The 11,897-nt window shown below is 70.8% G+C and carries 9 protein-coding genes and 1 tRNA gene; 3 read left to right on the plus strand and 7 right to left on the minus strand.

Annotation, left to right across the window (positions count from 1 at the left end; genetic code table 11):
• Positions 1–34 precede the first annotated feature (34 nt).
• The 3 genes from DEI94_RS10660 (at position 35) to DEI94_RS10670 (ending at position 3,698) form a co-directional block, all read left to right on the plus strand.
• Complete coding sequence (locus DEI94_RS10660; protein ID WP_111009477.1) at positions 35–2,584, plus strand: transglycosylase domain-containing protein; 2,550 nt, start codon at positions 35–37, stop codon at positions 2,582–2,584.
• Positions 2,581–3,543 (plus strand): metallophosphoesterase, encoded by a 963-nt coding sequence (locus DEI94_RS10665; RefSeq protein WP_111009476.1) that lies wholly within the window; start codon positions 2,581–2,583, stop codon positions 3,541–3,543. The genes DEI94_RS10660 and DEI94_RS10665 overlap by 4 nt, the downstream gene beginning before the upstream one ends.
• A 78-nt stretch (positions 3,544–3,621) precedes the next feature.
• Positions 3,622–3,698, plus strand: a tRNA-Pro gene (locus DEI94_RS10670).
• Between the two features lie 123 nt (positions 3,699–3,821).
• Here DEI94_RS10670 and DEI94_RS10675 read toward each other — a convergent pair.
• The 7 genes from DEI94_RS10675 to DEI94_RS10705 all read right to left on the minus strand — a co-directional run bounded on the left by DEI94_RS10675 (position 3,822) and on the right by DEI94_RS10705 (position 11,866).
• Positions 3,822–4,871: an LLM class flavin-dependent oxidoreductase gene (locus tag DEI94_RS10675; RefSeq protein ID WP_111027061.1), complete on the minus strand. Its 1,050-nt coding sequence runs from the start codon at positions 4,869–4,871 to the stop codon at positions 3,822–3,824.
• Positions 4,872–5,059: 188 nt separating this feature from the next.
• Positions 5,060–5,686: a thymidine kinase gene (locus tag DEI94_RS10680; RefSeq protein ID WP_111009475.1), complete on the minus strand. Its 627-nt coding sequence runs from the start codon at positions 5,684–5,686 to the stop codon at positions 5,060–5,062.
• Complete coding sequence (locus tag DEI94_RS10685; RefSeq protein WP_258368512.1) at positions 5,686–6,480, minus strand: DNA-binding response regulator; 795 nt, start codon at positions 6,478–6,480, stop codon at positions 5,686–5,688. Before DEI94_RS10685 ends, DEI94_RS10680 begins: the two co-directional genes overlap by 1 nt.
• Positions 6,467–7,612 (minus strand): hypothetical protein, encoded by a 1,146-nt coding sequence (locus DEI94_RS10690; protein WP_111009474.1) that lies wholly within the window; start codon positions 7,610–7,612, stop codon positions 6,467–6,469. Before DEI94_RS10690 ends, DEI94_RS10685 begins: the two co-directional genes overlap by 14 nt.
• A complete protein-coding gene (locus tag DEI94_RS10695) occupies positions 7,609–8,898 on the minus strand; it encodes a sensor histidine kinase (protein WP_111009473.1) in 1,290 nt (429 codons plus the stop codon). Before DEI94_RS10695 ends, DEI94_RS10690 begins: the two co-directional genes overlap by 4 nt.
• 226 nt (positions 8,899–9,124) lie before the next feature.
• Positions 9,125–10,336 (minus strand): Rv2578c family radical SAM protein, encoded by a 1,212-nt coding sequence (locus DEI94_RS10700; RefSeq protein ID WP_111027010.1) that lies wholly within the window; start codon positions 10,334–10,336, stop codon positions 9,125–9,127.
• A gap of 45 nt (positions 10,337–10,381) precedes the next feature.
• A complete protein-coding gene (locus DEI94_RS10705) occupies positions 10,382–11,866 on the minus strand; it encodes a malate:quinone oxidoreductase (RefSeq protein ID WP_111027011.1) in 1,485 nt (494 codons plus the stop codon).
• Between the last annotated feature and the right edge of the window lie 31 nt (positions 11,867–11,897).

The following is an 11,897-nucleotide window of genomic DNA, read 5'->3' on the forward strand; positions in this document are numbered from 1 at the left end:
TGGACGGTCGGGGGCATCATCTAGGCTGCATCCTATGTCTGCCCAGAGGACGAAGCCCGTCTCCGCCGTCGGCGCCCTGGTCGGTTTCGTCGGCTTCAGCGTGCTCGCCGGACTGCTCGTGACGATCGGGGTGACCCCCGCCATCGCCGTCGCGGGCGTCACGACGACCTCCACGATCGGCGTCTTCGAGTCGCTGCCGGAGTACATCGAGATCGGTGCGCTGCCTCAGCGGAACGAACTCTACGCGTACCAGGGCGGCAAGTCCGTGCAGTTCGCGACCGTGTACGACCAGAACCGCGAGGAACTGACGTACGACCAGATCTCCCCGATGCTCAAGGACGCCGCGGTCGACGGTGAGGACCGCCGCTTCTGGAGCCACGGCGGCGTCGACGTCGCGTCGTTGGTCCGCGCGGGTGTGGGCAGCATCGCCGGTGGCAGCCTCGGTGACTCCGGTGGGGCGTCGACGCTGACGATGCAGCTCGTCCGGAACATCAAGATGCAGCAGGCGCTCGAGAAGCCGACCAAGGCCGAGCAGCTGAAGGCCTACAACCAGGCCGTCGAACAGACGATCCCGCGCAAGCTCGAGGAGATGAAGCTCGCCATCGGTCTGGCGAAGAAGTACACGAAGAAGCAGATCCTCACCGCGTACCTCAACATCGCGTACTTCGGCGACAACACGTACGGGGTGCAGGCGGCAGCGCAGCACTACTTCAACAAGAGCGCCACGAACCTCTCGCCGGTCGAGGCCGCGTCGATCCTGGCGGTCGTGCAGTCGCCGAACACGCGGAACCTCTCGGACCCGAAGTACTACGACGCCAACCAGGCCCGCCGCGACGTCATCCTCAAGGCGATGTTCGCCGAGCACGACATCTCGAAGGCGGACCTCGACAGCGCCCTCGCGACGAAGCCCGCGGACTACGTCCACCTGACCCCAGCCACGCAGGGGTGCCAGGCGGCCGGTGGGACCGGCGCGCAGTTCTTCTGCGACTACGCCGTCAAGGTCGTCAAGGAGATGGACCAGCTCGGCGGGACCCAGGAGGAGCGCGACGCCGCGTGGCGGACCGGCGGGTACAAGATCCAGACCACGCTCGACCTCGACCTCAACGGGCAGCAGAAGACCTTGCTCGACACGTACGACGACAAGGGCTCGACAGCGCTCTCGCTCGGGTCGACCTTCGACTCCGTCGAGACGTCCACAGGGCGGATCCTGACGATGGCGCAGAACAAGGACTACGACCAGTCCCCGACCTCGCCCCCGTCGTCCACGAGCATCAACTACAGCGTCGACCACAAGTACGGCAACTCGATCGGGTTCCAGACCGGGTCGACGTACAAGCTGTTCACGCTCCTCGACTGGCTCGAGAACGGGCACGGCTTGTACGAGAGCGTCAACGGGACGCCCCACACCGTGAGCGCATGGCAGCACTGCGGGAGCACGCTGTACACCCCCTGGAACCCGAAGAACGACTCGCTCGGCGAACGCGGGTACTACTCCGTCGTCAACGCCACCGCCGAGTCGGTCAACGCGGCCTTCGAGTCCATGGCGGCCAAGCTCGACCTCTGCGACATCCGCGACGTGGCGCAGAAGCTCGGCGTGCACGACGCTGACGGCAAGGCGCTGAAGACCGTGCCCTCGTCCGTGCTCGGTGTGAACAACATCGCGCCCCTCACGATGGCGTCGGCGTACGCCACCGTCGCGAACAACGGCGTGTACTGCGCTCCGATCGCGATCGACGGCATCACGGACGCGAACGGCACGTCGCTCGGCGGCCAGACGAAGCAGTGCAAGCAGGTCATCGACCCGGGTGTGGCGCAGGCCGCGGTCTACGCGATGAAGCGCACGATCTCGAGCGGCACCGCGGTGGGCGCGCAGACGTACGACGGAGCCCAGCTCTTCGGCAAGACGGGGACCACCGACAACGCCGACCAGATCTGGCTCGTCGGCGGGAGCACCAAGGTCGTCACGGCCTACTGGCAGGGCAACACGGACGGCAAGCGGACCAGTCTCCGGCACGTGTACTCGCCCGCGAGCGGGACCACCCTCGCGTCGCAGCGCGCGTCCGTCTGGCGGCAGGCGCAGACGCCGGTCAACCAGCAGTACGCACCCGGCGTGTTCACGGACCCCACGTCGTCCGCGATCAACGGGTCGTCCGTGAGCGTGCCGGACCTCAGCGGGAAGACGACGGCCGACGCCCAGACGACGCTCGCCGCCGACGGCTTCACGTTCGTCGACGGTGGCACACAGGCGGGGTCCGCCGCCGCGGGCACGGTGTCCTCGACCTCCCCCACCGCGGGCACGATGCTCTCGAAGGGATCGAGCGTCACGGTGTTCACCAGCGACGGGTCCCAGGCGAAGGTCCCCGACGTCAAGGGCAGGACGTCGTCGGACGCCAAGGCGACCCTCGGCGATCAGGGCTTCACGTCCGTGACCGTGAGCGGCACCTTCCAGAAGGGCACGAACGGCCAGGCCTGCAAGGTCGCGTCGACGGACCCGGCTGCCGGGACCGCCGCGACGAAGTCGGCCCAGGTGACGCTCACCCTGTACGGGACGCCGGACGGCAAGGACCCGGGGAACTGCAAGTGACGCGCGGTCGCGGCGGCTCGGCCGCGCTCGGCGTCCTCGCGGTCGGCGCGGCCGTCGGCGTCGGGAGTGCGGCGTGGGGCACGCTCGTGGAGCGTCGGCGGTTCTCGATCCGGTGGGAGACCGTCCCGGTCCTGCCGCCGGGATCACGGGACCTGACCGTGCTGCACCTGTCCGACATCCACATGGCGCCGTGGCAGTCCGACAAGCAGCAGTGGCTCCGTGACCTGAGCCTCGTCGAGCCGGACTTCATCGTGAACACGGGCGACAACGTGAGCCACCCGATGGCGAACGCCGCGGTGGAGTACGCACTCGAACCGTTCCGCGGCGTGCCCGGCGTCTTCGTCGACGGCTCGAACGACCACTTCGGGCCGAGCCCGCGCAACCCGCTCAAGTACTTCGGCGGCCCCAGCCAGCTCCGCAAGGACGTCGAACCGGTGCGCCTCGACGTCACGCGACAGCACGCGTTCTTCGAGTCCCTGGGCTGGCTCGACCTGAACAACCGGGCACATGCCGTCGAACTCCGCGGCTCACGCCTCGAACTGTTCGGGACCGGCGACGCGCACCGCGGTTGGGACCGCCTCGATCTCCTGCCGAACACCGTCGACGAGCTCCGCGAGAACGTCCCGTGGACGGACGAGCCGGGACCGGAGCCCGTGTCGATCGGCGTGACGCACGCGCCCTACCGCCGCGTGCTCGACGCGTTCGTCGCCCAGGGCGCGGACATCGTGTTCGCCGGACACACGCACGGCGGCCAGGTCGCGGTCCCCGGGTACGGCGCGCTCGTCACGAACTCGGACCTCCCCCGGCGCTACGCGAGCGGTCTGCACCGGTGGGAGAACCGGACGCACTGGTCCTGGCTCGAGGTCTCGGCGGGGATCGGGACGTCGATCTACGCGCCCGTGCGGTTCGCAGTCCGACCCGAGGCGGTCGTCGTCACGCTCACGGCGCGCACGGTCTGACCATCCGACGCGTGGTCTCGAACACCCCCGATCATCCGGTAGACTTCTGGGGTTGCTCCGATTCGGACAACCGCACCGCGGGGTGTGGCGCAGCTTGGTAGCGCGCCTCGTTCGGGACGAGGAGGTCGCAGGTTCAAATCCTGTCACCCCGACCACCACGAAGGGCCCGGCTCATGTGAGCCGGGCCCTTCGTCCTTCCGCAGGCAGGACCGCCGCTCGCGAGCGGCCAGCCCCAGTCCGTCGGCCGCTCGCGGACGCGCGTCCGCGTGGCGGACGCGTCAGAGGGCGGGAGCAGCAGCCGAGGCCGTCCGGGTGATCCGGCCCTCCCGGTGCAGCCGCATGACGGTCTCGAGCGCCTGGTTCCGGTACGGGGCCTGCGCGGCACCCGGCGCGATGATCAGGCCGTCGGCACCCGTCGAGTCGAGCAGGGACGACAGCTTGTCAGCGACCTCGTCGGCGGAGCCGTACGCCTGGCGGGCGATCCGTGCGGCGATGAACCGGCGCTCGAGCTCGTCGAACTGATAGGCCCGGGCCTCGTCCATGCTCACGGGCTGCGGCTTCGCACCCTGACGCATCCGGATGAACGAGATCATGCCCGGCGCGGACTGCTCGTCGACGACTCGGGGGTCCTCATCGGTGACGACCTGGACGCCGATCATCGACCGCGGTCCGGACAGGAACCGCGACGGACGGAACGAGGACCGGTAGAGCTCCAGCGCCGCCTCGGTGTTGTCCGCGGCGAAGTGGTGCGCGAACGCGAACGAGACGCCGAGCACGCCGGCGACCTGGGCGCTGTAGCCGGACGACCCGAGCAGCCAGAACTCCGGCACGTCGCCGTATCCCGGGACCGCCTGGATGCGCGCGAGGGGGTTCGTGGGCTCCATGCCCGTGAAGAACCCGATGAGGTCGGCGAGGCGGTCGGGGAAGTCGTCGACGTCGAGCCGGTCGGTCCGACGGAGGGCCATCGCCGTCGCCCCGTCGGTACCCGGAGCGCGTCCGAGCCCGAGGTCGACGCGGTCGCCGTAGAGGGCACGGAGCGTGCCGAACTGCTCGGCGACGACGAGCGGGGCGTGGTTCGGCAGCATGACACCGCCGCTGCCGATACGGATCGTGGACGTGGCCGCGCCCACGGCGGAGAGCAGCACCGCCGGTGCGGACGAGGTGATGCCGGGCATGCCGTGGTGCTCCGCGACCCAGAACCGCTCGTACCCGAGCCGCTCCGCGACGGTCGCGGTCTCCACGCTCCCCCGGAGCGCGTCACCGTTCGACTGCCCGTACTCCCGCGTCGCCAGGTCGAGGACGGACAGGTGCACGCTGGTGTCGGTCATGCCCACTGCAACGCCTCGTGGCGCCGCCGGATTCCCGGGAGGCACGGCCCGGGCCCACCCGCAGCGGGCCGGCACCGCGGCTGGCTCCCGGGAGGCACGGCTCGGGGCCACCCGCAGCGGGCCGCCACCGCGGCTGGATCCCGGGCGGCACGGTGCGGTCGGACCGGCACCGCGCCTCCCGACCGACGTCAGTCACCGTCGAGGACGCCGCCGGACTCGGTCAGGTAGCAGGTGGCGCAGAGCGACTCGTACGTCACGTCGGCGCCGTCGATCGCCACCTGCGACCCGGCGAAGACGAACACGCCGTCGACCTTGCGCGCGTTGAACACGGCCTTCCGGCCGCATCGGCAGATGGTCTTCAGCTCCTCGAGGGAGTGGGCGACCTCGAGGAGACGGCGGCTGCCCGGGAACGCCTCGGTCCGGAAGTCGGTGCGGATGCCGTAGGCGAGCACCGGGACCTCGTCGAGGACGGCGATGCGGAGCAGGTCGTCGACCTGCCGGGGCGTGAGGAACTGGGCCTCGTCGACGAGGACGCAGCTCACCGGCCGCACCATGCCGTCGAGGGACGACGACATCGGGTCGGTCCCGCTCGCCGTGGCCACCGCGGCGCGCACGTCGTCCGACCCACCGACGACGAGGTCGACGGGACGGGTCACGCCGAGGCGCGAGACGATGTGCCGGTCGCCCTTCGTGTCCACCGAGGGCTTCGCGAGGAGCACCCGCTGGCCCCGCTCCTCGTAGTTGAACGCCGCCTGGAGCAGCGCGGTGCTCTTGCCGCTGTTCATGGCGCCGTAGCGGAAGTACAGCTTCGCCACTACTGGAGGAACCCGTCCTCCGCCGCGCGCCGGATGAGATCGGACTTCTTCGATGCCGGCCGACCGACCTTGCCGTACTTCTCCCGCACGCGACGCAGGTACGTCTTGGCGGTCTCGTACTGCACGTTCATCTGCGCGGCGACCTCGTTCGTCGAGAACCCCGACACGTACAACCGGAGCGCTTCTTCCTCACCGTGGCTCAGCTTCGGCCGCTGGTGCGCGTTCGCACCGGTCGGCAGTGGACGCCAGTCGCGCTGCGGAGCGGCCTCACGAGCGACGCCCATGATGTCGCGGGCGATGTCCATGACCTCGCGCATCGGCAGCGACTTCGACAGGAACGCCGCGGCACCGGCCTGTAGTGCACGGTCGCGGGACTCCCGCGTGTCGACGCTCGACAACACCACGACCTTCGCGCCGGCAGCACGGCAGGTCCGGACCCGGGCCTCGATCGAGACGGGTTCCTTGAGCTGGAAGTCGAGGAACACGAGGTCCGTCGGGAAGCTGTCGCTGTGCACCATCTCGAGCCAGCTGTGCGCGGTGAGCGCGAGATCGAAGTCGTAGGCGTTCACCGAGATCCAGCTCGACAGGCTGTCGAGGAGGACCTCGTGGTCGTCGAGGATCGCGAGCCGGACGCGCCGTGCGCCCTGCCCTGCTCCTTGACCCGGTGCCCCCTGAGCGGCGCGGGCATCGCGCGCGGTGGCCGGCACGGACGTCGCTCCGGCGGGCCGGGCGTCGGTGGCAGGGAACCGCGCCGACTGCCCGTTGGTCAGCCTGTTCGGGTCAGTGCTGGTCATAAGAGAACCTTAGTGCGAGGGCGGAAGGACGGACCTCGACGTCGAGGTCCGGGAACGTCACGCGGAGGACGGCGAGGTACGGATTGAAGGCGCGGTGGATGGCGAGGTCCGTGGCTGCGACCGCGGCCTCGAGCGTGAAGCGGACGCGGCCGTCGTGGTGCGGGTCCGGCTCGATCCGGATCCGGACGCCCGCCGGGTCGACGGTGGACGCCCGGAGCACCGCGCGGACCGCCGTGCGGACGACCGTCCGCTGGTCGACGTCCATGCTGCGGATGAGGGCACCCGGATCATCGACGTGCGCGGCCTCGGCGCCGTCCGCCATGAGCGCCTGCTCGAGCCATGTGCGATCGGCCTCGGCGACCATGACGCGGCGGATGCCGTCGGCGATGGAGCGCGCGCGGGCACGGTCGGCGTCGGTGATCGCCTCGTGCCTCCGGAGCTGTTCGAAGAACGGGATGACGTCGCGCGCGAGGATGGTCACCCGGTCCTGCTGGACGCTGCGGGCGATGCCGTCCCGCTCCGCGCGCTCGACCGAGTACGAGGCCGCGCGGATCTGCACCCGCTCGGCGAGACCGACGAACGTCCACGCGAACGCCACGGCCGCGGTCGTGAGCACGACGGTGGGGACGGCGGCGAGCACGGCCGACACCGCGACCGGCACGCTGGACGGGAACGCGGCGGCCACGGCCCCGAACGCCACGGCGTCGACGACCGCCAGGACCGCCCCGCCGACGAGGACGTCGCGCCAGGGCCGGTAGGGCGCCATCACGAGGATGCCGACGCCCGTGACGAGCGGCATGAAGTCGTTCGCGGCGTCCCGGTCCGGACCCCACTGCGCCGCGACGCTCGCGATCGACGCCGCCGCGAGGAGCGCGGTGTAGGCGACGAACGCCCCGCGCGCGAACGGCGCACGGAACGGACTCGTCGCGAACGCCGAGACACCGGCGGCCGCCGCGACGAGCAGCACGGTGAGCGCGGAGAGCGTGGGACTCCCCGGTACGTCTCGGGCGACGATGGAGGCCACGAGCGCCCAGACGACCGAGGCGGCCCCGGTCACGAGGGCGAGCGGGCGGGACCCGAGTGCGCCGAGCGGGTCGTACTGCTGCGGGGTCCGAGCGGGCTCGCGGCTCACGAGGCCGACCTGAGCCGGCCGTCGTCTCCGGCGGGGAACGAGGGCGCCGAGACCGTGCCGGCGCGCCGCGCGTCACCCTCGGCGGCACCGCGTCGGCCCGGACGGAAGGGCACGGACATCATGACGCTGGTCCCGCTGCCGGGCGAGGACCACACCTGCACCTCACCACCGACGCGATCGATCCGCTGCCGCACGGAGTTGCGGAGACCGAGGCGGTCGGCGCCGGTCGTCCGCTCGTCGAAGCCCCGGCCGTCGTCGACGACCATCACGGTGCACATGAGGCCGTCGTCGAACACGCTGACTTCGGCGCGATCGGTACCGGCGTGCTTCTGGACGTTCGTCAGGCACTGCGCGAGCGCACGCGCGAGCGCGGCCGCGACCGGCTGGTCCAGCCGGGCGGTGACGCCCGGGTCGCCGGTCAGGTCGACCTGGAGGCCCGCGGACCGGCACTCCTCCACCGTCCGGTGGACCACGTCGTCGTCCGTCACGGCTCGTCCCTGCGCATCGGCGTCCCGGCCCGCGTCCGGCGCCGCCAACCACTCGTGTCCGGCGAGCATCGCGAAGTCCTCGTCGACGGTCCGGGCGAGGGTGGCGTCCATGGGGCCCGCGGGGGCGAGGGCGATCGCGTTGAGGTGGTTGAGGACCGTGTCGTGGAGGATCGCCGCGGCCTCGAGCTCGATGCCCTGCCGGTACGTCGACACGTGCTCCTCGCGCGCCGACCGCAGCAGCTCGGGTTGGACGCGCTGCAACCGCGCGGTCAGCCCCGTGGCGACGCCCACGATCCCGACGACGAGCCCCATGGTCACCCACGCGAGCAGGGTCGGCACCACCTGACCGATCACCTGGGCGGTGCCGATCAACGTCGCGAGGTGACCGACCGAGAACCCGAGGATCGACCACGCGATCACCCGTCCCGTCGACGTGCTCGCCCCACCCACGAGGACGAGCGGGATGACGGCGAGCGACAAGAGGTAGGACTCGATCCAGGTGGGCGCGTCGAGTCCGCTCGCCACGACGATCGTGAACCAGTACGAGCACGCGCCCCCCACGAGCAGGAACGCCGCCGCGGAGCGCCACGTACCGATGCGTGCGTGGACGGCGATCATCACGGTCGTCGGGACGAGCGCGAGCACCGCGAGTCCGACGCGCGGCGACCCCGTGACCGCGCCGTACAGCCCGAGGACCGCGACGAGTGCGACCAGTGCTGCGAGGGCGGCAGCGTGGAACGCCCGCACCAGCGACCATGCGTTCACGCGCGGCGCGAGGTGCGTTGGGATCCCGAGCATCGGTGCCGTCCCTTCCGCCGCCCTGGTGCGCCGCGGCCGATTCAACCACCACAGCGCGCGTCGTGTACCCCGAACAGTGGAGTTGGCTCGGGTTGACCTGATTGTAGCGGGCCGTCGCGACCATGGTGTGTCCCCCGAATGCCCGGACCCGAGCCCGAGAGCCGGCCCCCGACCTCGGCGGAGGCAGCGCCCGCGCGACCATGCTCGCCGGGCGTGGAGGGCGACGTCAGAACAGGGTGACGGCCGACCCTGCGGCGACGTCGAGGTCCCCTCGGGCGCGGCCTGCCGCGGTCGGGGACACGGCGGTCGGCACCGCCGGGGCCCCAACTGCCGGGAGGATCCGGGCAGCTGCTGCCGGGGCCACCGGGGTCGCCGCAGCAGCCGTAGCGCCTTGTGCCTCGCCGACCTCGTCACCGAAGGACGCCGCGGCCCGTTTGAGTGGCGAACCGTCGTGGAATCCCATGGAGCCCGTCGCCGGGTCCACTCGCCCCATGGGCAGGCCGTGGTCGGCGAGGATCGGCCGCATCCGCTCCGAGAGCCACCGTCGGTAGTCCCGCGGTGCGTACGCGGCATTGAGGTACATCCGCCGGTAGCGCTCGACGAGGTCCGGGTGGCGTCGTCCGAGCCAGTCCATGAACCACGGCTTGACGCCCGGCTTGAGGTGCAGGGCCGAGAACACCACGCTCGTCGCCCCGGCCGCCGCCGCACGGCCCACCGCATCCGTCAGGTGCGCCTTGGTGTCCGTGACGTACGGGAGGATCGGCATGAGGAACACGGAACAGTCGAGTCCGGCGTCGCGCACCGCGCGCACGGTCGCCAAGCGCGCGGCCGTCGAGGGCGTCCCTGGTTCCACCGACTGCTGGAGGTCGTCGTCGTACACGGCGATGGACATGGCGAGGTCCACCGGGACGCGCTCCGCGGCCTCGGCGAGGATCGGGATGTCGCGACGGAGCAAGGTGCCCTTCGTCAAGATGCTGAACGGCGTGCCCGAGTCGGCGAGCGCGCGGATGATCCCGGGCATGAGCCGGTACCGCCCCTCGGCACGCTGGTACGGGTCCGTGTTCGTGCCCAGCGCGACGGGATGACGATCCCACGAGGGTCGCGCCAGCTCACGCGTGAGGACCTCGGACACGTTCGTCTTGACCACGATCTGCCGGTCGAAGTCCGCTCCGGCGTCGAACTCGAGGTAGGCGTGGGTGGGGCGGGCGAAGCAGTACACGCAGGCATGACTGCAGCCCCGGTAGGGGTTGATCGTCCACCCCCACACGCCGCCGTCGTGGCCGCCGACCCGGTTGAGCGCCGACTTGGCCAGGACCTCATGGAACGTGACCCCGGCGAACTCCGGCGTCGTCACGCTCCGGACGAACCCGCGGTTCGACGCGAGCCCGGGGAGCATCGCGTCGTCCGAGGCATCGATCGTCTGGCCGTCCCACCGCATGCCCCCATTCGAACACGTGTTCGAACGGAGGTCAAGCGGCGGCGGTCAGCGGTGGAGGTGCAACGTCGCCGCGGTCCGGGTGAGCGTCTCGTCAGCGAGCGCCGGGTCGTCCGACAACCGCTTGCCGTACGTCGGCACCATCCCCCGGATGGCATCCGCCCAGCGGTCCCGGCGGTCGGGGAAGCAGCGCTCGAGCAGCCCGAGCATGATCGGCACCGCGGTCGACGCCCCGGGCGAGGCGCCGAGCAGCCCGGCGATGCTGCCGTCCGCCGAGGTGATGACCTCGGTGCCGAACTGCAGGACACCGCCTCGCTCGCGGTCGGGCTTGATGACCTGGACGCGCTGTCCCGCCGTGATCCGGTGCCAGTCCCCCGGCTGTGCCGACGGCATGAAGTCCCGGAGCGCGGCGAACTTGCGGGACCGGCTCGCGAGCAGCTGCCCGACCAGGTAGCGGACCAGGTCCATGTTCGAGAACGCGACCGACAGCATCGGCCGCAGGTTGTGGAGCCGGATCGACCGGAAGAGATCCGACCACGAGCCCTGCTTGAGGAACTTCGGGCTGAACCCGGCGTACGGCCCGAACATCAGACTCGCCTGACCGTCGACGATCCGGGTGTCCAGGTGCGGCACCGACATGGGCGGCGCACCGACCGACGCCTTGCCGTAGACCTTGGCGGCGTGCTTGACCACGACCGCCGGGTCGTCGGAGCGGAGGAACTCACCGCTCACGGGGAACCCGCCGTAGCCGCGGATCTCCGGGATGCCGGAGCGCTGGAGGAGCTGGAGCGCGCCACCGCCGGCACCCACGAAGACGAACTTCGCTGCGATGCGGGACCTCGACTGCCCCACCTCGTTCTTGACGAGGAGTTCCCAGGTGCCGTCCTTCCGGCGCGACACGTTCTTCACGACGTGGTTCGACTCGAACTGGACGCCGTCCCGGCGCAGCCCGTCGACGAGCTGACGCGTCAAGGAACCGAAGTCGACGTCGGACCCGGCGGGCGAGTACGTCGCCGCGATGGGCTGCGACCGCTTCCGGCCGGGGATGAGCGCGGGCGCCCACCGGCGGATCTGGCGTGCGTTGTCGCTGTACTCGAGGCCGGCGAAGAGCGGGTGGTCCTTCATCGCCTCGTACCGTGTCCGCATGTAGGACACGTTGTCCTCGCCCCAGACGAAGCTGATGTGCGGCGTCGGGTTGATGAAGGTCTCGGGAGCGGCGAGCGCGCCGGTCTCGACGAGGTGCGCCCAGAACTGCCGCGAGACCTGGAACTGCTCGTTGACGCCGATGGCCTTGCTGATGTCCACGGAACCGTCGGGCAGCTCCGGCGTGTAGTTCAGCTCACAGAGTGCCGAGTGCCCGGTTCCCGCGTTGTTCCAGGGGTTGGAGGACTCCTCGGCGACGTCGGCGAGGCGCTCGTAGATCCGGATGGACCAGTCCGGCTCGAGACGGTGGATGAGCGCGCCCAGCGTCGCGCTCATGATGCCACCGCCGATCAGGACGACGTCCAACGGCTGCACTGGCTTCTCTGGCACCCGATGATCCTACCGGCGGCGGTCCGACACC

The sequence above is a fragment of the Curtobacterium sp. MCBD17_040 genome, assembly GCF_003234805.2.
GTDB lineage: Bacteria > Actinomycetota > Actinomycetes > Actinomycetales > Microbacteriaceae > Curtobacterium.